The following is a 19,532-nucleotide window of genomic DNA, read 5'->3' as shown; positions in this document are numbered from 1 at the left end:
CGGGAAAGGGCACTCTGAAGTGCCTTCTGGCTGACTGGTCGACGTCGACCTACCGTCGCCACCATGAATGACCTGACGGTGGAAACCTACACGGCGTCGGAGGCGGGGATCTTCGTCAACAGCCATGTGGTGGCGGCGGAGGACGGGCTCGTGCTGGTCGACGCCGGCCTGCTGGTGTCCGACGCGCGGGCGTTGGCCGACCGGCTGGCGACGATCGGCAAGCCGGTGCTCGCCGCGTTCGTGACCCACCCGCATCCCGATCACTTCAACGGCTTGCCGTATGTGATCGGTGACGACGTGCCGGTGTACGCGACGGCGGCGGTGGCACAGGTGATCAAGGAGAGCGCCGACGACAAGCGGGAGCAGTGGCAGCCGACCTACGGCGCGGAGTGGCCCGACCGGTACCGGGTGCCGGACCGGACGTTCGCCGGCGGCGGCACGGTGGAGGTGGGCGGTCTGCGGGTGCGTCTCCACGACGTCGGCCCAGCGGAGAGCCACGCCGACTCCTACCTGGTCGTGGAGTCCGCGAACGCGAGGGCGGCGTTCATCGGCGACCTCGCCTTCGACGGTGTGCACTCCTACACCGCGGACGGGCACACCGGGCAGTGGCTCGACGTGCTCGACCGGCTGACCCGCGAGCTGGCCGGACTGACCTTGTACCCGGGGCACGGCGCACCACGCGACGTCTCCGTGCTGACACGGCAACAGCGCTACCTTCGCGGTTACCGGGAGGCGGTGCGCAGGATCGCCGCTGGCGCCGACCGGTTGACCGACGCACAGAAACTGGAGCTGACCGAAACCATGACCGAACTACTGCCCGACGCCTCACTCGCCTGGCTGGTCGGCCACGGCGCGGACGCGGTCGCCGAGGAGCTGGCCGCCGCATGAGAGTCACGTTCGACAGCGACGGCATCGAGCTGGTCGGCGAGCTACGCGTCCCGGACGGCGGGCACCCGGCACCCGCGGTCGCGCTCACCGGGCCGTTCACCGGTGTGAAGGAACAGGTCGTCGCCGCGTACGCCGAACGGCTCACCGCGGCCGGGCTGGTCACGCTCACCTTCGACCACCGCGGCTTCGGGGAGAGCGGCGGCCGCCGCCAGCACGAGGACGCCCAGGGCAAGCTCGCCGATCTGCGGGCCGCGACCGGGCTGTTGACCACGCGCCCGGAGGTGGATCCCGCACGACTCGGCCTGGTCGGTGTCTGTCTCGGCGGCGGCTACGCGATGCGGGCCGCGGCGACCGATCCTCGGGTGCGCGCCGTCGCCGGGATCGCCGGTGCGTACAACAGCCCGGCCCGGTTCGCCGAGGGCATGGGGATCGACACCTACCGGGCCGCGCTCGGCGGCATGCTCGACCGCTACGACGAGTTGCTGCCCGCGGTGTCCGCCGACGGCGAGGCCGCGATGCCCGGCGAGGAACCGTACGCCTACTACGGCACCGACCGTTCCGCCTCGCCGCACTGGCGCAACGAGGTGACCCGCGGCTCGCTGCACTCGCTGATGACGTTCGACGCCCTCGGCGCGGCGGACCTGCTCGGCGCGACACCACTGCTGGTCGTCCACGGTGTCGAGGACGCCTACTGCTCACCCGACCTCGCACGCGAGCTGTACGAGCGCGCTCCCGGGGTGAAGGAGATCCGCTGGCTGGACGCGAAGGTCCACATCGACCTCTACGACACCGAGCCGTACCTCGGCCAGGCCGCCGACACGACCGCGGACTTCCTGCTGCGGCATCTCTGACGGCGTGAATGCCCTCTCGCTCGGGGGGTGAGTGAGAGGGCATCGCCGGGGGTTACCAGGTGACCGGCAGTTCGTGGACGCCGTAGATGTTCATGTTGGTCCTGAGCTTCACCTCGCCGGCGGGGATGGCGAGTTCCAGGGTCGGGAAGCGACGCAGCAGCCCGGAGAAACCGGCACGCATCTCGATGCGGGCCAGTTGCTGGCCGAGGCACTGGTGGACGCCGTGGCCGAACGACAGGTGACCGCGGGCCTTGCGGTGGATGTCCAGGCTGCCGGCGTCGTCGAAGCGCTCGGGGTCGTGGTTGGCCGCCAGCAGCGAGATAACGACGGTCGATCCCTCGGGGATCGTCTCGCCGCCGAGTTCGATGTCCTCCGTGGCGTAGCGGAAGAAGATGTCGGCGACGGACAGGTAGCGCATGAGCTCCTCGACGGCACCGGGCATCAGGTCCGGGTCGGCGCGCAGCTCGGCCAGCTGCTCGGGGTGCTCCAGGAGCGCGAAAGTACCCAGCCCCAGCATGTTGGCGGTGGTCTCGTGGCCCGCGAGCAGCAGCAGGAAGCCGATGCCGGTCAGCTCCTCGATCGTGAGGTCGTCGTCGCGGGCCAGGTCGGACAGGATGTCCTCGTCTGGCGCGGCGCGCTTGCTCGTGACCAGTTCGGTCAGGTACCCGAAGATCGCGCCGAACGCCGCCATCTTCTCCTCGAGCGTCACGTCCCGTTCCATGAACTTGGCGGAGCTGACCTGGAAGGTCTCCCGGTCCGCGTAGGGGACGCCGAGCAGTTCACAGATCACCAGCGAGGGCACCGGCAGCGCGAACTCCTTGACCAGGTCGACCGGCGGGGTCAGGCGTGCCAGCTCGTCCAGCTGCCGCTCGGTGACGTCGATGATCTGTTCTTCGAGCTGCTTCATGCGTTTGACGGTGAAGGCGCCGGTGAGCTTGCGCCGCAGCCGGGTGTGGTCCGGCGGGTCCATGCTGATGAACAGGCCCGGCACGTGCGGCGACGGTTCGGTCGCGGCGGGCATGCCGGGGGTCTCGTACGGCACGTGGAGGATGCCGATGTCCTGGCGGGAGCTGAACCGGGTGTCGGCCATGAGCTGGCGGACCGCGTCGTAGCCGGTGACGAGCCAGCCCTCGTGGCCGTCGGGGAAGACCATGGGACAGACAGGGCGAGCCTCGCGCAGCCGGGTGATGCCGCTGGGCGGGTCGAAGGGGCCCGCATCGCGCTCCATGGGCAGGCCGTGCGGGATGGGAACCGTTTGAGTCATGCCGCCACGATCTCCGGCGGACCAGACACCGGACTGACACGGCTCTGACACCACGGTGTCAGAGGTCGCGTCAGTGCCGTGACAGGTGGGTGTCAGCCCAGCCGTCGACAGTTGCGGCATGAACAGTTCGGCGATTGCGGTTTCAGGACTGCGGAAGACATACGGGGACAAGGTCGTGCTCGACGGCATCGATTTCGATGTCCGTGCCGGCTCGGTCTTCTCCCTGCTCGGTCCGAACGGAGCGGGCAAGACCACGACGGTGAACGTGCTGACCACGTTGATGAAGGCGGACGGTGGGTCGGTACGGGTCGCCGGACATGACATAGCGACCGAGGCGAAGGCGGTGCGGTCGGCGATCGGGGTCACCGGCCAGTTCGCGGCAGTGGACGAGCTGCTGACAGGGCAGGAGAACCTGCAGCTGATGGTCGACCTGAACAGGTCGATCTCCGGCAACGGCAAGAAGGTCGTCGCCGATCTGCTGGAGCGGTTCGAGCTGACCGAGTCGGCGCAGAAGCCGGCGTCGACCTACTCCGGCGGTATGCGCCGGAAGCTCGACCTGGCGATGACGCTCGTCGGCAACCCGAGGATCGTCTTCCTCGACGAGCCGACGACCGGGCTGGACCCGCGCAGCCGGCGCACGATGTGGTCGATCGTCCGCGGCCTCGTGGCCGACGGCGTGACCATCTTCCTCACCACCCAGTACCTCGAGGAAGCCGACCAGCTCGCCGACCAGATCGCGGTGCTCGACCAGGGCCGGTTGGTCGCCCAGGGCACCGCCGACGACCTCAAGCGCCAGATCCCCGGGACCCACGTCCGGCTCCGGTTCACCAGTGTCGCCGAGCTCGACGAGGCCGCGCGTGTCTTCCTCGACGCCACGCGGGACGACGAGGTACTGGCCCTGCGGGTGCCCAGCGACGGCGGCACGAAGTCGCTGCGGGCCCTGCTGGACCGGCTCGACGAGTACTCGCTCAGCGCAGAGGAGTTCTCCGTGCACACCCCCGACCTCGACGACGTTTTCCTCGCCCTGACGGGCCACAACACAGAGGCAGTGAAATGAGCACCCAGTCACCTTCGATGGTCATGTTGCGCCGCAACGCCAAGCACGTCGCGAGGAACCCGACCTCGGTGTTCAACGCGGTGCTGATGCCGATCCTGATGCTGTTCATGTTCGTGTACATGATGGGAGACGCGTTCAGCGTCGGCGTCGACTACGTCGACTACGCGACGCCGGGCCTGATCCTGATGGCTGTCTGTTATGGACTGGGAGGCACCGCGGTGGCGGTGAACTCCGACATGACCAAGGGCATCATCAACCGGTTCAAGGTCATGGACGTCTCCCGCGGCGCGGTGTTGACCGGTCACGTCATTACCAGTGTGCTGACCAACCTGGTCGCCATCGCGGCGCTGGTCGGGGTGGCCTTCGCCATGGGATTCAGCCCGGCGGCGAGTTTCGTCGACTGGCTCGGCGTGGTCGGCATGGTCGTACTGCTCGGTTTCGCGGCCGGCTGGCTCACGATCGCACTGGGACTGGCGGCCAAGTCTCCGGAGACGGCGGGTATGGCCGCCGTGCCGCTGGTCCTGCTGCCGTTCTTCTCGAGCGCGATCATCCCGGCGGACAAGATGGGGCCGGGCCTGCGGGAGTTCGCGGAGTACCAGCCGTTCACGCCGATCATCGAGACCATCCGCGGGCTGCTCGCCGGAGCACCCGACACCGGCGACGCGATCACCGCCATCGCCTGGTGCGTCGGGATCGCTCTCGTCGGTTACCTGTGGGCCCGTGCCACGTTCACGAAGCGAGCGTGACCGCGACCAGCTCGCTCCAGTCCGTCTCCGTGCCCTCCCGAGCCGCCTCGGCGAACCCCACGTCGCCGAGGCGGCTCCGTGTTGCCTGCTCGATCCGGGCCGTGGCCGGGTTGGAACGGTCCGGCAGTCCGCGCACGGCGGTGCTCGCCGCGAGCAGCCGTGCCGCCTGCTCGGGCTGGTCGCGGCGCAGTGCCAGGTCCGCGACCCCGACGAGCACCAGCGCGATCGTGGCCACATGGCCGGCTTCGGCCGCCGCCTGACAGGCCGAAGCGTGGTGCTCACGGGCCTCGCCGAGGTCGTCGGCGATGGCGCCCAGCAGGGAGTGCGTCCCCGCGCGGATGTTCGCCTCCTCCGCCTTGTCGCCCAGCAGGGTCATCGCGACATCGAGGTGCCGGTGCGCCTCCTCGGCGTCGCCCCGCCAACACGCGAGTCCCGCCTTCGCCATGGCCAGCTCAACCAGCGCCTCCGGCCAGGTGACTCCTTGGGCGCACCGTTCCGCCTCGGCTATGGCGGCCGCGCTCGCGTCCTCGTCACCCAGCAGCCAGTAGATCTCCGCCTGTCGCGACCGGATCCGGATGATGTCCTCGATCGCACCGACCTCGGTCACGACCACGATCGCCTGTTCGAGGTACTCGCACGCACCGGCGAACTCGCCGCGCATGGCGATGCGGTCCGCCAGCTCGGTCAGGGCGAACGACATGCCCCACCGTTCGCCGACTGCCCGGAACTCGGCGAGCGCCTTCTCGAGGTATGCGTCCGCTTCCCGTCCGGGGTGGCCGAGGATGATCCGCGTCCTGCCGAGGTGCAGCCGGCCCATCGCGCGCACCCAGGGGTCCTCGTTGTCCAGCATGGGTTCCCACACGGACAGCATCTCGTCCGGCGCCCGCAACATGTGTTCCAGCGGGACGACCAGCTCCACCGACGGGTGACGGCTGTGCACACGCTGGTTGATCTCGTAGACCTTGTGGATCCACTCCGCCGCGTTGTACTGGTCGGCTCCCCGCCCGGAGCTCGCGAACCCGACGACGTACGCGTACACGACGGCCTGGACCTCGTCGGTCACCTCGCCGGGCGTCTCCGTGGCCGCGGTGATCAGCTCGACGAGTTCGGTCTTGTGCCCGGACAGCCACCAGTACCAGCCGGCGGCCGCCGCGAGCCGCATCGCCGCCTGTGCCTCGCCTGCCGCGAGCGCACCACGCATCGCGGAACTGATGTTGTCGTGCTCGGCAGCGAGCGTGGCGAGCCAGGTCAACTGATCGGCGCGGCGAAGGCGCGGGTCAGCGGTCTCGGCGAGTTCGGTGAAGTAGGCGAGGTGCGCCTGGCGTGCCAGGTCCGATTCCCCCGCCTCCGCGAGGCGGTCCCTGGCGTACTCCTTGATCGTGCCCAGCATCCGGTAGCGCGGCGCGCTGTCACCCTCGGCGACCAGCAGCGACTTCTCGGTCAGCGCGGTGAGCAGCTCGAGCACCTCCCACGCCTCTACCTTGTCGCCAGCGCAGACCCGCTCCGCCGCTTCCAGGCTCGCCCCGCCCCAGAACACCGAGAGCCTGCGCAGGACGGTCCGTTCGGCGTCGGTCAGCAGCTCCCAGCTCCAGTCGACCATCGCGCGCAGCGTTCGGTGCCTCGGCAACGCGGTGCGGCTGCCACCGGTCAGCAGGCGGAACCGGTCGTCGAGCCGGTTGGCGAGCTGGTCGATGGTCATGGTGCGCAGCCGGGCCGCGGCCAGCTCGATCGCCAGCGGCATCCCGTCGAGCGCCCGGCAGATGCGCACCATCGTCGACAACGTGTCGGCGTCGCCCGCGAGATCCTTGCGCACGGCGCTTGCCCGGTCCCGCAGCAACCGGACGGCCGGCGCGGACTCGATCTTGCCGGGATCGGCGCCCTCCTCCGGCACGGGCAACGGCACGACCGGCCACAGTGCCTCACCGGTGATGCCGAGCGGTTCCCTGCTCGTCGCCAGGATCCGTAGCCGCCGGCACTCCCCGAGCAGTCGATGGGCGAACGCCGCCGCCGACTCGATCACATGCTCACAGTTGTCCAGGACCAGCAGCGTCTCCCGCTCGCGGAGCGCGGCGATGAGTCGGTCCGTCGGCTCCGCGCTCGGCGCCTCGCTGAGCAGGGCGTCCCGCAGGCTGAGCCCGGCGAGCGCCGCCTGTGCCACGTCACCGTCTGCGCCGATGGCCGCGAGCTCCACCAGCCATGCCCCGTCCGGCAGATCGCCGAGCAGCGTGCGCGCGGTTTCCGTGGCCAGCCTCGTCTTTCCCGAACCGCCCGGCCCGATGAGGGTGGTGAGCCGATGCTCGGCGACGAGCTCACGGACCGCGGCGACATCGGCCTCCTTGCCGACGTAGCTGGTCAGCTCGGCACGCAGGTTGGTCTTGCGGGTCTCGTCCCGCCGGCCCAACTCGCCCCGCAGCAGCGCGACGTGCAGTGCGGACAGCTCCGGTGAAGGGTCGACGCCCAGCGCGTCGGCCAGGGCCTCCCGCGTGCGCTCGTACACCAGCAGTGCCTCGTTGCCCCGCCCGGCCGCGACGAGGGCACGCATCAGCGCACCGACAAGCCGTTCGCGTATCGGATGCGCGGCCACCAGGTCCGTCAGTTCCGTGACAAGCTCCGCACCGTGGCCAAGGTTGACCTCCGCGTCGAACCGGTCCTCCATGGCGGTCAGGCGCAGCCCCTCGAGCCGGGTGACCGCCGCGTCGAACGCCTCACTGTCCTGCAGACCGACGTCCTGCATGGCAGCACCGCGCCACAGTGCGAGGGCCTCGCGCAGTAGCCGTGGCTCCTCGTCACTGCCGGCCTGACCGACGAGACGCTCGAACCGCACTGCGTCGACCGCGTCGGGATCCACCCTCAGCCGGTAGCCGTTCGTCTGGCCATCGACCACCCCGTCCGGCAGCACCTTCCGCAGCCGGGAAACCAAGCGCTGCAAGGCATTCGCCGCCTCGGCCGGCGGATTCTCACCCCAGATCCAGTCGACGAGCGTCGCCTTCGGGACCACGTGACCCGGCCTGAGCGCGAGGGCGATCAACAGCCCGCGCAACCGCGCGCCCGGCACGTCGGCCAAGACGCCGTCGTCCGTGCGAACCTCGAACGGTCCAAGCATCCCGATCTGCACCCGGCTGAGTTTGCCATGGGCGACTCTTGGACCCGTGCCGCGCCGATCAACTCGGCCGCGGCCATGACGGCAGTCGTGGCGAGTCGGCACGGGCGATGTCCCGAAAGACGCGCTCATGTCGTTGAACGTCCCCATCGCGTCTTTCAGGACACCGGCAGGTCCGCAGGGCTTATTCGATGACGCGGGCGAGGTAGTCGGCCTCGGTCTTGTCGTTACCGGTGATCTGGGGGTGCGGTTTTCCCTCGGCATAGGGCAGGCAGCGGTCGGCCAGTTCCGATGGTGTGCTGTTACGTGCTGCCAACCAGCGGATCCAGTCGGGTAGCAGAGTGACCAGTTGTTCGGCGAAGTCGTCGAGGTAGTAGCCGCGCACGTGCTGCACGCACAGGGCGACGCGGTGCGGGGAACACGTGGCGTATACCGCGTCGATCTCGTTGATGCACCAGGAGTCGGCCAGTTCCGTGACGAACTCGTCGAGGTCTTCCGGCAGTTGCTGCCCCTCGGCGGCGCGGGCGCGCAGCCAGGTTGTGAACTCGGCGGCGGCGGTGGCCGCGTCCAGGCCGCGGTTGGGTCGGGTTTTCCGCTGCCGCAACTTTTCCTTGACGACCTCGGCCAGGCGCCTGCTGCGGTGGTACTCGGCGAACTGTTCGGCGTTCTCCCCGCCGACGCGCAGGAATCCTTCGATGGCGGGAAGTAGGTCGGACAGTAGTCTCGGGTCATCCACCGGGGCCAGCTCCGTGCCGGCGGCCGCGGTCGGGCCGACCCCGGTCTGCCAGGCGGTGAGTGCCGCTTCCGGGGTGGGGTAGTAGCCACTGTGGACGGTGTGCGCCTGGTGTCCGCAGGCGTCGATGTCCCACAGATACCAGCGCGCCGGTCGATCCGCGGTGGTGATCGGCGCGGTGACAGCGAACCGGCTGCCGTAGCGGTCGCGGGTCCACCGCACCGGTCCGGTCACCGTGGGCCCGAGCGGCACCCGGGCAACCACCGAGTCTCGTAGCCGCCTGATCTCCTCGGCCACGGTCTCGCCGTGCGGGTAGGGCAGGATGCCCGCCACGGCGGTGAGCACCTGCCACGGTGCGCGCCACGCGTCGGCGTCGCCGGTGGTCGCCTCCACGGCGGCCGCCGCCGCGGTCACCAAGGCCGAGGCCAGGTGGTCCGGGCCCGGTCGTTCGTCTATCGGATCCCGTTCCGACTCGCTCAACAGTGTGCCCAGCCGCAGGCACAAGGCGTCCTCCACGATCACATCGGGTTGGTTCGCCGCGACCGTCACGAGGTCGGTGACCAGATCCGTCGCCGCGGCGGTGGCTCGCGACCCCCGCCCTTCTTGGACCTGTTCCCGGTAGACGGCCATACCCTGCAATGCCGCCGCCAGCTCACGGCGATCATGCCCGCTCAGCTCAGCAGCGGATCCGCGCTGGTCCACACGGGCCGGCTGGCGTGGACGACCGGACTTGCCAGGCTTCTTCTTCCGTTTCCGCGACACAGGCATCGCCGAAGCATAGGCACCCCGCGTCAGCGCGGTTTGTGGCCCAGGGCGCGGATGGTCAGCCACGTGTAGTCGACGAAAGTCGGTTGGTGTAGGCGGCGAAGGTGTGTGCGAGTTCCGCCGCGGTGAGGGTGCCGTTCGACACCACGTCCTGTTCGACCAGGCGGTGGGTCTCGATCATCCAGTGCGCGAAGGGCGAGCCGCCGCGGGCCGGGATGATGTGGCCTTCCGCGGTGCAGTCGACGAGGCCGGCTTGTTCGAGTGGTACTGGCAGTGTGCGTGCCCAGGTCCTGTCGGTGCCGACCGATCTTCGTAACTGGTCGGACAACGCGGCGAGTGCCCGGCCGACCGTCGGGTCGCTGGACATCTCCGGCATGGGCGCGGCGGCCTCGACGACCAGGACGCCGCCCGGCGCCAGCCAGGACACCATCCGGCGCAGTGCCAGGTCCCGCTGTGTCACGTGCTCCAGTACGAGCCGGGTGTGGATCAGGTCGAACTCGCCTGGGGCCTCGTCGGTGGTCACGTCGTGGCGGAGTACTCGCACCCCGCTTTCGGCCAGTGGCGCGAGAAGTGTGGTGTCGAGGTCGGTCGCCGTGACGTTCGTCGCGCCGGCTCGGTCGGCCAGGATCCGGGCGACCGAGCCCGCGCCGGCGCCTACCTCCAGGCATCGCCAGCCTGGCGCAAGACCCGCTCGTTCCAGGAGTTTCTCGCTGTCGCCGTCGAAGAGTTGCTGCAGAAGGAGCAACCTGTCGTGCTCGACCGAGGAATCCGTGTCCACGTAAGAGGTCCAGTTGAGCGACATGCACCGGGATCGTACGGGTGGGGTAGCTTGATCGAGTGAACCGCTGTCGTGACACTCTCTGAGTCAACCTCGGGATCGAAAGCAGGCCGAGGGCTTCCCAACCGCACCTCAGGGGAACGTGATGCAAGCCAGCCACAAGTACGTGACCAAACAGAACCAGCTGTCCCCAACGTGACCAACACATTTAATTCCGGGGAGGCGGAACAGACCACCGTTCGGGATGTCACCCGGGACCTGCTGCGGTCACTCGGGCTCACCACGATCTTCGGCAACCCCGGCACCACCGAAATCGGTTTCCTGCGGGACTTCCCGGAGGACTTCCGGTACGTGCTCGGGCTGCAGGAGTCGATCGCCGTGGCGATGGCCGACGGCTACGCCCATGCCAGCGGCCGTGCGGTGCTGGTGAACCTGCACTCGGCCGGCGGTGTCGGGCACGGGCTGGGGCACGTGTTCACCGCGTACCGCAACAACACCCCGATGATCGTGCTGGCCGGCCAGCAGGTGCGCTCGCTGTTACCGGGGGAGCCGTTCCTCGGCGCGATCGACGCGACGCAGTTCCCGCGCCCGTACGTGAAGTGGAGCTACGAACCGGCCCGCGCGCAGGACGTTCCCGCCGCGATCGCGCGGGCGTACCACGTGGCCACCCAGCCGCCGTACGGTCCGGTGTTCGTGTCCGTGCCAGCGGACGACTGGGACGCCGAGGCCGAACCGGTGGCGGACCGGCCGGCGATCCCGGGTTTCGGCCCGGATCCGGCGGCGATCGACGCGCTGGTGTCCGCGTTGGCCGCGAGCGAGAAGCCGGTGCTGGTGGTCGGACCCGGGGTGGACGCCGAGGGTGCGATACCCGACGTGGTGGAGCTGGCCGAGCGGACCAGGGCGGCGGTGTGGGCCAGCCCGATGTCGTGGCGTAGCTCGTTCCCCGAGGACCACCCGCAGTTCCTCGGCTTCCTGCCACCGGAAGAGCGCGGCACGGCCGAAAAGCTGCAGGAGTACGACCTCGTCGTGGTCCTGGGCGCGGCGGCGTTCCTCTACCACGTGTTCCGCGGCAGGGCCGAAACCCCGCTGCCGCGGTTGTTCCTGGTCAGTGATGACGAGCATGTGCTGGCGCGAGCAAGCGGCGGGGTCGGCATCCGGTCGGGTGTGAAATCCGCCGTACAGGCCCTGGTCGCCTCCAGTGGTGAGTCGGCTCGACCGTTGCCGGTTGGCAGGAAACGGCCAGCGCGGCCGCCGGAGCGCATGCCGATCACCGCCAGCTGGGTGTTCTCGGCGCTCGCCGACGAGCTGCCCGATGACGTCATCCTGGTGGAGGAGATCCCCAGCCACCTTCTGGTCCGCCGTGAGTACCTGCCGGTCCGTGCCCTGCGTACGGGACTGCTCAGCACCGGTGGCGGCGCCCTGGGCTACGGCCTGCCGGCGGCGGTCGGTGCGGCGCTCGGTGCGCCGGACCGCAAGGTGGTCGCGGTGCTGGGGGACGGTTCGAGCATGTACAGCATCCAGGCACTGTGGACGGCGGCGCGGGAGCATCTGCCGGTCACGTTCGTCATCCTGGACAACAACCAGTACGCGGCCGTCGACATCCTGGCCAGCTCGGACGGCGGGGCGAAGATGCCCGGGGTGGAACTCGGTGGGATCGACTTCATCGCCGTGGCCGCCGGCATGGGCTGCCACACTCACCGCGTCGGGTACCCGCAGGAGCTGAAGTCGGCGCTGACCTCAGCCCTGGCTGACGACCGGCCGACGGTCATCCACGTGCCCGTCGACCCGAACCCGCACCAGCTCTACTGACGTCCCTGCCGCATCTCAGCGGTCTGCTGCGCACGCTCTTCCCGCTCGGCAGCCAGGAAGCGCTCAGCGGCGCGCTCCTCGTTGGTCCTGACCGGTTGGGTGGGCGCCGCCTCGGCGGGCCGCTTGTTGTGCAGCAGACGGGCGACCTCGGTGCGGAGCTCGACGAACCTCGCCGAGCCTCGGGTGGTGATCTGGTCCCGCTCGGCCGGCAGGTCCACGGTCAGGTCCGCGACGATCGACGCAGGCGAGCCGGACAGGACGAGCACCCGGTCGCCCAGGTAGACGCTCTCGTCGATGTCGTGGGTGACCAGCAGCACCGTGCTGCCGTGCTCGTGGCGCACCCGCAGCAGCAGGTCCTCGAGCTCGGCCCTGGTCTGCGCGTCCACCGACGCGAACGGCTCGTCCATCAACAGAAGCGCCGGCTGGCAGGCCAACGCCCTGGCGATCGACACTCGCTGCTGCATGCCGCCCGACAGCTGCCACGGGTACTTGGCAGCCGCGTCGGACAGGCCGACCCAGCTCAGTGCCTCCATGGCGCGCGCACGCCGCGCCGAACGGCCGGAAACCCTGGTACGCAACGGAAACTCGACGTTGCCGCGTACCGAGAGCCACGGGTAGAGCGACCGGCTGTAGTCCTGGAACACCACCGCGAGGTCGTCCGGCACACCGTCCACCGGGTCGCCGTGCAGGCTGACGGCACCGTCGCTCGGCTTGATGAGCCCGGCGATACAGCGCAGCATGGTCGACTTCCCGCATCCTGACGGGCCCACGATGCACACGAGCTCGTCGGAGTCGACGCTGAACGTCAGCTCCGCCACCGCGGTGTGCGTGCCGTACCGGTGCGCGAGGCCGCGCACGTCCAGCATGGTTGGCAAAGTCATCCTCCTGCCTTGGCGGCAGCCATCGCGGCGCGAGTGGGCTGCCAGCGAAGTGCCCGGCGCTCGACGGCGAGCAGGGCGATGTTGAGCCCGTATCCGATGATGCCGAGGAGCACGATCCACGCCCACATGGTGGTGGCGTCGAACTGGCTCTGGGCGTAGGTCAGCTGGTAGCCGATGCCGTTGGTCACACCGACCATCTCGGACACGACCATCAGGATCACCGAGATCGCCAGGGACAGGCGCAGCCCCGCGAAGATCTTCGGCAGCGCCGCGGGCAGCACCACCATGGCCACCCACTGCGTCCTGGGAATGCCGAACGACTTCGCCGTCTCGGTCTTCACCGGGTCCACCGACCGCACACCGTCCACAGTGTTCAGCAGGATCGGCCAGATCGAGCCGAACACGATCAGCGCCAGCTTCATCGAGTTCTCGACACCGAACAACAGGATGAACACCGGAACCAGCGCGGGCGATGGCAGCGTGCGGAAGAACGCGAACAGCGACCCGACGTACTGCATGCCGGTACGGGAACGGCCCAGTGCGGTGCCGATCGCGATGCCGAGAACGGCCGCGAGCGCCCAGCCGCCGAGCACCCGGCCGATGCTGGGCAGCATGTCCTCGAACACCGCGTCGGACAGGCCGAACCCGCCGCTCGACGTGGTGAACCACACATCCCGGCACTTCAGCACGATCTGCCACGGCGTGGGGAAGAACACGTTCGCCGCGGCCGCGGCAGCTAGCTGCCACACCACGACGGCCACCACGAACACCGCCCAGCGCTGCGCGAAGCCAGTCAGCCTTTTCATGTCAGGGCCTCCGCGCGGGTGGTGTCGCTCCACCGGAACACGCGCCTGCCGATCCGCTCCAGACCGCCGTTGATCAGGAAACCGATCACGCCGACCACCACGGTGCCGGCGAGCACCTGGTCCATGGCGCCCACGTTGCTCGCGGTGTCGATGATGAACGCACCGATGCCGAGGTCGCTGCCGGCCAGGTACTCGGTGCTGACCGTCACGATCAGCGCGATCGCGGCGGACAGCCGTAGCCCGGTGAACGCGAACGGCGCGGCGTGGGGCAGCGCGACCGTGGCCATCACCCTCAGCCGGCCGTTGCCGAACGACTGGGCCGTCTCCACGAGCAGCGGGTCGATCTCGTCCAACGCGTAGATGATGTTGAAGAGGATAGGCCACACCGACGCGTAGAACGCGAGTGTGATCTTCGCCTCCGGCCCGGAGCCGAGCAACATCATGATCAGCGGGATGAGCGCGACCGGCGGGATGGGCCGCAGGAACTCGATCAGTACCCGGGTCGCCACCCGCACCGACGGCACGCTGCCGAGCAGGAGCCCCGCCGGGAGCGCGACCGCGGCCGCCAGACACAGCGCGACCAGCCAGGCGAGCACCGTCGCGATCACGTCACGCAGGAAGGACTCCTGCCCGAGCAGGTCGACCAGCCGAGCCGCCACGTCGGACGGCGTCGGCAGGAAGACCCGCTCGACCAGGTTGAGCCGGACGACCCCCTCCCAAATCAGGAAGAAGGTGGCCAGTCCAATAAGGTTTCGACTGAACGGACGCAATAGTTCAGCTGACCGGAGCAGTGGGGATCATCATCTTGGACACATCCATCGCGGCGGGGATGACAGCGAATTCCAGCATCAGGTCGGGCACCCGCTGAATTCGCGTGGCGTCCAGCTTGGACTGGAAGGTCAGGAGAGTGGCCATCTTCGCGGTCTGCTCGTCCACGCCGGAGAACTTGACCAGCATCGGCTCCACCAGGCTGCGGTCGGACAACGCCAGGTCGGTGCCGCGCTGCATGGCACGCTGGAACGCCGCGATGGTCTTCTTGTTCTTGTCGGTGAAGTTCCCGGTCGAGGCCCAGCCGGCGGTCGGCAGGTCCGCGGTCGGACCAGTCGCCGTGTCGAACACCGGAACGGCGCCCGCGTTCCGCTCGGCGTCCTGCAGCCACGGCTCGGTGGCGAAGGCGGCGTCGACGGTCCCGGCCTTGAGTGCCTGGGCGGTCGCCGGGAACGGCGTCGGGACGTACGTGACGCTCTTGGGGTCCACCCCGTTGGTCTTCAGGGTGGAGTTGACGAGCAGGTCGGAGATCGTGCCGGTGGCAGTGACGGCGACCTTCTTGCCGGCCATGTCCTGGACGCTCTTCACCGACGAGGTGGGCAGGGCAACCACCATGGTGCTGCCCGGGCCGGCCGAGGAAGCGTCCGCGACCAGCTTGATGCCGCCCAGGTTCTTCGCCGCGCCCTTGCTCTCGGCGAGGAAGAACGGCGTGTAGCTGGCGTAGGCGATGTCCACCTCGCCGGCCACCAGCTTCTGTGTCGACTCGCCGCCGCTCTTCGCGTCGACGGTTTGGATCTCGAGGCCCTCGTCCTTGAAGTAGCCTTCCTGCATCGCAAGGTGCAGGGGCGCGAGGTCGGTGGTCTTCATGATCGAGACCTTGATGGTGGACTTTTCCAGACCCTTGCCGTCGTTGGACGACGTCTCGCCCGCGTCGTCTGAGCCGCCGAGAAGGCTGCAGCCGGACAGCGTCGTGACCAGCGTCAATGCGGTCGCGATCAGCGGAAGGCGGGAACGGGATCTGCGCTCGGTCGAGCCGTTGGGCATTTGAAGCCTCTCCTCGGGGAGTGATGTGGAAGAAGCCAACGGGTGGTGCTTGGGGCACCAGGGCGCACACTCTAGAGAGTGTCATCGAGCGCTCACAATCAGTACCCACTATTTGCGCCTGCACCCAACCGATGGAAAGAGGGGGCCGTAGGGGTTACATCGTCCGGGCGGCTCCGCTACTTTCTGTGCGCCAGTGGGTATTAGATCATGCGCCTGTCCAACGGTTGGTGATTCGAGTCCCGCTGACCTATTTGTCCCGTTCGCAACTGACGGGCTTCCGGCTTGATGACCAGGGAGAGTGCTGGGCGTGCCCGACCACACTGCTGACGTCCCGCCCCGAAACGGGAACAGCGCAGGCCGCGGTGCCATCGTGCCCGCAAGAGGTCCGGCGGTCGGCCGCAAGCCGCCCGCGGGACGTGGAAAGGGCGGCTCCTTGCTGCGGATAAGCGGCTGGCGCCTCCGCACCAAGGTCATCGCCGTCATCGTGGTGCCGACCCTGACCGCACTGGCGGTCAGTGGTCTGCGCGCCTCCGACGACCTCGACCGTGCCGCCGAGTTCCGGCAGACGGTCAGCCAGGTCGACCTGGCCAGGAACGTGACGGAGGTCGTGCACGAGCTCCAGAAGGAGCGCACCCTGTCGGTGGCCTTCGTGGCCGGCGGGGAGCAGGGCCAGCGCGCCGAGCTGGACCAGCAGATCGTCCAGGTCGACCAGGCGGTGGCCGCCGCGCAGCAGGCCGGCGCCACCCTGGACACCGACGATGCCGCCGCCAAGCAGCGGTACAACATCGGTCTGCAGCGACTGTCGGCGCTCGACGCGATCCGCAGCACCGTGACCAACACGGACTACCCGGACGCCGCGGTCTTCGCCGCGTACTCCGCGGTGCTCGACGCCGTGGTCAACCTGGGCCGCGAGATCAACACCGCGGTCACCGACCGCGACCTGCTCCGTAACGGCACCGTCATCCAGGCGCTGTCCGAGGCCAAGGAGAACGTGGCCAAGGAGAACGCGATCCTCGAGATCGCGGCCATCCAGAACAGCTTCCCCGCGGACCTGCTCAACCGGATCCGGGACGCGCAGGCCAGTGCCGCGGGTGCCGTGTCCACCTACCGCGCCAACGCCACCTCCGACCAGCTGCAGCTCTTCGCCAGCACGGTCACCGGTCCCCAGGTGGACAACCGGCAGCGGATCAAGGCGTCGGCCATCGCCAGCGCCGAGTCGTCCACGCAGGACGGACAAGCGCCGCTCAACATCAACCTCTCGACGCTGAACAACGACGGCACGGTCACCATCGAGGCCTTCCGCACGGTCGAGGTCCAGCTGCTGGACCGGCTCCGCGACGACGCCAACGCCCTGGGACAGGCGGCGACGGAGTCGGCGCTGCGGGACGCGGCGATCGTGCTCGCCGCGCTGCTGGTCGCCTTCGCCATGACGCTCGTGGTCATCGGGTCGCTGCTGAAGCCGCTGCGTGTGCTGCGGCGCGAGGCGCTCGACGTCGCCAACCGCAAGCTGCCCGCGTCGCTGCAGCGAATCCTGGCCGACCGGAACCCGGCGGAGGCCGCCAAGCAGGCGGTGGATCCGGTGCCGGTGTTCACGAAGGAAGAGATCGGCGAGGTCGCGCGGTCGTTCGACGCGGTGCACAGTGAGGCCATCAAGATGGCCACCGAGCAGGCACTGCTGCGGGAGAACATCAACTCGATCTTCGTCAACCTGTCCCGGCGCAGCCAGACGCTCATCGAGCGGTTGCTGTCGCTGATCGACCGGCTGGAGCAGGACGAGCTGGACCCCGAGCAGCTCGCCAACCTGTTCGAGGTGGACCACCTGGTCACCCGAATGCGGCGCAACAGCGAGAGCCTGCTGGTGCTCTCGGGCACCGGCATCTCCCGCCAGCTGTCCCGGCCGGTCCCGGCGCGTGACATCGTCGGTGCCGCGGTCAGTGAGGTTGAGCACTACGCGCGGATCGAGGTGGCCTCCGCACCCGACGTCGTGGTGCAGGGCCGCGCGGTCAGCGACCTGGTGCACCTCATCGCGGAGCTGCTGGACAACGCGACCTACTTCTCCCCGGCGGACAAGAAGGTCACCGTCCGCATGACGATGAACAAGAACGCCCAGCTCGCCATCAAGATCACCGACCACGGCGTCGGGATGTCCGAGGACCAGATCAGGGCGGCCAACGCCCGTCTCGCCGAGCCGCCGGACCTGGACGTCGCGGTGACCAGGCGAATGGGCCTCTACGTGGTCGCGCGCCTCGCCCAGCGGCACAACATCGTGGTGCGGCTGCGGGACAACGAGGACATCGAGGGCGGTCTGATCGCCCGCATCAACGTGCCGGCGGAGCTGGTGGCGAATGCCGCCGGGATGTCGCGGCCGATGCCGCCGTCGTCCACGTCCACCAACGCGTTGCTGACCTCGACCGGCTCGGGCGCACCGATCAACACCAGCATGCCGCCGGGCGGCGCTCCGCCGGTTCGCGGCGGTGGCATCGCCAGTGCGTTCGGCTCGGGCCGGCCGCCTGCGGACAGCGGTCCGATCAGCGACCTGGGCAACGACACGCAGCGGAACCGCACACCGCAGGAGGTCGCCAGCTACCCGGCCTTCACCCTCGGCCCTGACCAGACCGGCTCGAACACCATGACCGGTGCCGGCGCGGGACCTGGTGTGCTCGGCGCCCGGCCGGAGCCGCCCGCGCAGCAGACCCCTCGGCGCGACGAGGCCACGACCCTGTTCGGCAACCCCCTGCCCGATCCCGCCGAGGCGGCGCCGCCGAGCCAGGGCGGCTACACACCGCAGGGCAGCGGCCGAGGGGCTTACAACGAGGCGCCCACCGAGCGGTTGCCCATCTACGACGCCGTGCTGTCGCAGTGGTTCGCGACGTCGGCGGACACCGGGTCCTTGCCCGCGGTGCCCGCTCCGGCCGAGCCGGTGGCCGAGACCCCGGTACCGGCCCCGAACGGCACCAACGGAACCAATGGCACCAACGGCACACCGCCGCCCGCCGAGCCTGCGCCGGCTCCGGCGCCGGCCAGCCACCGGGCCGAGCGGACCCCGTGGACGTCGCCGGGCGACGACGGCTGGCTGGCGGCCCAGGCGTTGCTCGAGGACAAGACGCCGAAGACCGTCACCGACTCGGGCCTGCCCAAGCGGGTACCCAAGGCACACCTGGTGCCCGGCTCGGCCGCGCCGCGGACGCCAGAGACCGCCGCGGAGCGCACGGCGGCGGGACCGCCGCTGCCGCCGAGGACAGCCAATGCCGTCCGCGGCCGGATGTCGAGCTTCCAGCAGGGCGTGCGACGTGGCCGGCACGCCGTGACCAATGCCTTCTTCGAGGACCAGTCCGGTTCCGAGAACGGCCGCCACAACGAGGAGCATGAGTGACCACCGCGTCCGCAGACCAACCCGGCAGTTTTGGGTGGCTCATCACTGATTTCGTTCGTCGCGTCCCCGGCGCGGCACACGCCGTCGTCGTGTCGGCGGACGGGCTGCTGCTGGCTGGTTCGGAGAGGCTGCCACGAGACCGCGCCGAGCAGCTCTCGGCGGTGTCGTCCGGCATCATCAGCCTGACCCAGGGGGCGGCGAGGTGCTTCGACGCCGGCGGGGTGAACCAGACCGTGGTCGAGATGCACCACGGATACCTGTTCCTGATGTCCATCTCGGACGGGTCGTGCCTCGCCGCGCTGGCCGCGCCGAACTGTGACATCGGGCTGGTCGCCTACGAGATGACGCTCCTGGTCGAGCGGGTGGGCGAGCAGATGACCCCGGAGGTGCGCGCCCAGCTTCAGGGCGCACAGCGCAGGTAGGCAGAATTGCTGCTGAACGGTGTCGGCCCCGTGCCCAGCTGGCCGTCGATCGACTTCATCGAAAGGGTGCTCAGTGGTCTCCGCAGGCTCTAGTCCTCCCGGTCCGCGCGGCGCGTCCTCACCTCAGCCGACCACCTCGGCGAAGATCGTGGTCGCCGGTGGGTTCGGGGTTGGCAAGACGACTCTGGTGGGTTCGGTGTCGGAAATCGTGCCGCTCACCACGGAAGCCGTGATGACCGAGGCCAGC

The 19,532-nt window shown here is 69.3% G+C and carries 15 protein-coding genes and 1 pseudogene; 8 read left to right on the top strand and 8 right to left on the bottom strand.

The annotated features are described in order from the left end of the window. The first annotated feature begins 63 nt into the window (after positions 1–63). Together VF106_RS39840 and VF106_RS39835 are read left to right on the top strand one after the other, a co-directional pair. Positions 64–888: an MBL fold metallo-hydrolase gene (locus tag VF106_RS39840; protein ID WP_330845187.1), complete on the top strand. Its 825-nt coding sequence runs from the start codon at positions 64–66 to the stop codon at positions 886–888. Beyond that, positions 885–1,739 (top strand): alpha/beta hydrolase, encoded by an 855-nt coding sequence (locus tag VF106_RS39835; protein WP_330845186.1) that lies wholly within the window; start codon positions 885–887, stop codon positions 1,737–1,739. Before VF106_RS39840 ends, VF106_RS39835 begins: the two co-directional genes overlap by 4 nt. A 52-nt stretch (positions 1,740–1,791) precedes the next feature. Here the strand turns inward: VF106_RS39835 and VF106_RS39830 are convergent, their stop codons facing one another. Beyond that, positions 1,792–3,003 (bottom strand): cytochrome P450, encoded by a 1,212-nt coding sequence (locus VF106_RS39830; protein WP_330845185.1) that lies wholly within the window; start codon positions 3,001–3,003, stop codon positions 1,792–1,794. A gap of 118 nt (positions 3,004–3,121) precedes the next feature. On the opposite strand from VF106_RS39830, the gene VF106_RS39825 reads away from it, so the two are divergent. Continuing rightward, the gene (locus tag VF106_RS39825; RefSeq protein ID WP_330845184.1) at positions 3,122–4,060 is read left to right on the top strand and encodes an efflux ABC transporter ATPase subunit, DrrA-related; all 939 of its coding nucleotides are present in this window, start codon (positions 3,122–3,124) and stop codon (positions 4,058–4,060) included. Between the two features lie 23 nt (positions 4,061–4,083). Beyond that, positions 4,084–4,806 (top strand): ABC transporter permease, encoded by a 723-nt coding sequence (locus tag VF106_RS39820; RefSeq protein WP_330845183.1) that lies wholly within the window; start codon positions 4,084–4,086, stop codon positions 4,804–4,806. Here the strand turns inward: VF106_RS39820 and VF106_RS39815 are convergent. The 3 genes from VF106_RS39815 to VF106_RS39805 all read right to left on the bottom strand — a co-directional run bounded on the left by VF106_RS39815 (position 4,790) and on the right by VF106_RS39805 (position 10,206). Further along, positions 4,790–7,921: an ATP-binding protein gene (locus VF106_RS39815; protein ID WP_330845182.1), complete on the bottom strand. Its 3,132-nt coding sequence runs from the start codon at positions 7,919–7,921 to the stop codon at positions 4,790–4,792. The two genes, VF106_RS39820 and VF106_RS39815, sit on opposite strands and share 17 nt — an antisense overlap. Positions 7,922–8,090: 169 nt before the next feature. After that, positions 8,091–9,407 (bottom strand): hypothetical protein, encoded by a 1,317-nt coding sequence (locus VF106_RS39810; RefSeq protein ID WP_330845181.1) that lies wholly within the window; start codon positions 9,405–9,407, stop codon positions 8,091–8,093. Between the two features lie 55 nt (positions 9,408–9,462). Beyond that, positions 9,463–10,206 (bottom strand): class I SAM-dependent methyltransferase, encoded by a 744-nt coding sequence (locus VF106_RS39805; RefSeq protein ID WP_330845180.1) that lies wholly within the window; start codon positions 10,204–10,206, stop codon positions 9,463–9,465. Positions 10,207–10,377: 171 nt separating this feature from the next. On the opposite strand from VF106_RS39805, the gene mdlC reads away from it, so the two are divergent. Continuing rightward, positions 10,378–11,991: a benzoylformate decarboxylase gene (gene mdlC, locus VF106_RS39800; RefSeq protein ID WP_330845179.1), complete on the top strand. Its 1,614-nt coding sequence runs from the start codon at positions 10,378–10,380 to the stop codon at positions 11,989–11,991. On the opposite strand, the gene VF106_RS39795 is transcribed toward mdlC, so the two are convergent. Genes VF106_RS39795 through VF106_RS39780 form a run of 4 tightly spaced genes read right to left on the bottom strand, consistent with a single transcriptional unit; the run spans position 11,985 to position 15,490 of the window. Next, the gene (locus VF106_RS39795) at positions 11,985–12,866 is read right to left on the bottom strand and encodes an ABC transporter ATP-binding protein (protein WP_330845207.1); all 882 of its coding nucleotides are present in this window, start codon (positions 12,864–12,866) and stop codon (positions 11,985–11,987) included. The genes mdlC and VF106_RS39795 overlap by 7 nt on opposite strands. Before the next feature lie 2 nt (positions 12,867–12,868). Then, positions 12,869–13,678 (bottom strand): ABC transporter permease, encoded by an 810-nt coding sequence (locus VF106_RS39790; protein WP_330845178.1) that lies wholly within the window; start codon positions 13,676–13,678, stop codon positions 12,869–12,871. After that, on the bottom strand, positions 13,675–14,448 hold the full coding sequence (locus VF106_RS39785; protein WP_330845177.1) for an ABC transporter permease: 774 nt from the start codon (positions 14,446–14,448) through the stop codon (positions 13,675–13,677). The genes VF106_RS39790 and VF106_RS39785 overlap by 4 nt, the downstream gene beginning before the upstream one ends. Before the next feature lie 4 nt (positions 14,449–14,452). Further along, positions 14,453–15,490 (bottom strand): ABC transporter substrate-binding protein, encoded by a 1,038-nt coding sequence (locus VF106_RS39780; protein ID WP_330845176.1) that lies wholly within the window; start codon positions 15,488–15,490, stop codon positions 14,453–14,455. Positions 15,491–15,860: 370 nt separating this feature from the next. Here VF106_RS39780 and VF106_RS39775 point away from each other — a divergent pair, with 370 nt between their 5' ends. The 3 genes and pseudogenes from VF106_RS39775 to VF106_RS39765 all read left to right on the top strand — a co-directional run. Continuing rightward, entirely contained in the window at positions 15,861–18,863 is a 3,003-nt protein-coding gene (locus VF106_RS39775) for a nitrate- and nitrite sensing domain-containing protein (RefSeq protein ID WP_330845175.1), read from the top strand. After that, positions 18,860–19,285 (top strand): roadblock/LC7 domain-containing protein, encoded by a 426-nt coding sequence (locus VF106_RS39770; protein WP_330845174.1) that lies wholly within the window; start codon positions 18,860–18,862, stop codon positions 19,283–19,285. Before VF106_RS39775 ends, VF106_RS39770 begins: the two co-directional genes overlap by 4 nt. Before the next feature lie 73 nt (positions 19,286–19,358). After that, a pseudogene (locus VF106_RS39765) lies at positions 19,359–19,532 on the top strand (ATP-binding protein); the annotation flags it as partial.

The sequence above is a fragment of the Actinophytocola sp. genome (assembly GCF_036378875.1).
Lineage (GTDB): Bacteria > Actinomycetota > Actinomycetes > Mycobacteriales > Pseudonocardiaceae > Actinophytocola.
This window is presented reverse-complemented; position numbering and strand designations above follow the sequence as displayed.

Bases quoted from the DNA above. Each gene is read 5' to 3' on its own strand.
- VF106_RS39840 (WP_330845187.1), top strand. From the start codon at position 64: ATGAATGACCTGACGGTGGAAACCTACACGGCGTCGGAGGCGGGGATC.
- VF106_RS39835 (WP_330845186.1), top strand. From the start codon at position 885: ATGAGAGTCACGTTCGACAGCGACGGCATCGAGCTGGTCGGCGAGCTA.
- VF106_RS39830 (WP_330845185.1), bottom strand. From the start codon at position 3,003: ATGACTCAAACGGTTCCCATCCCGCACGGCCTGCCCATGGAGCGCGAT.
- VF106_RS39825 (WP_330845184.1), top strand. From the start codon at position 3,122: ATGAACAGTTCGGCGATTGCGGTTTCAGGACTGCGGAAGACATACGGG.
- VF106_RS39820 (WP_330845183.1), top strand. From the start codon at position 4,084: ATGTTGCGCCGCAACGCCAAGCACGTCGCGAGGAACCCGACCTCGGTG.
- VF106_RS39810 (WP_330845181.1), bottom strand. From the start codon at position 9,407: ATGCCTGTGTCGCGGAAACGGAAGAAGAAGCCTGGCAAGTCCGGTCGT.
- VF106_RS39805 (WP_330845180.1), bottom strand. From the start codon at position 10,206: ATGTCGCTCAACTGGACCTCTTACGTGGACACGGATTCCTCGGTCGAG.
- VF106_RS39790 (WP_330845178.1), bottom strand. From the start codon at position 13,678: ATGAAAAGGCTGACTGGCTTCGCGCAGCGCTGGGCGGTGTTCGTGGTG.
- VF106_RS39780 (WP_330845176.1), bottom strand. From the start codon at position 15,490: ATGCCCAACGGCTCGACCGAGCGCAGATCCCGTTCCCGCCTTCCGCTG.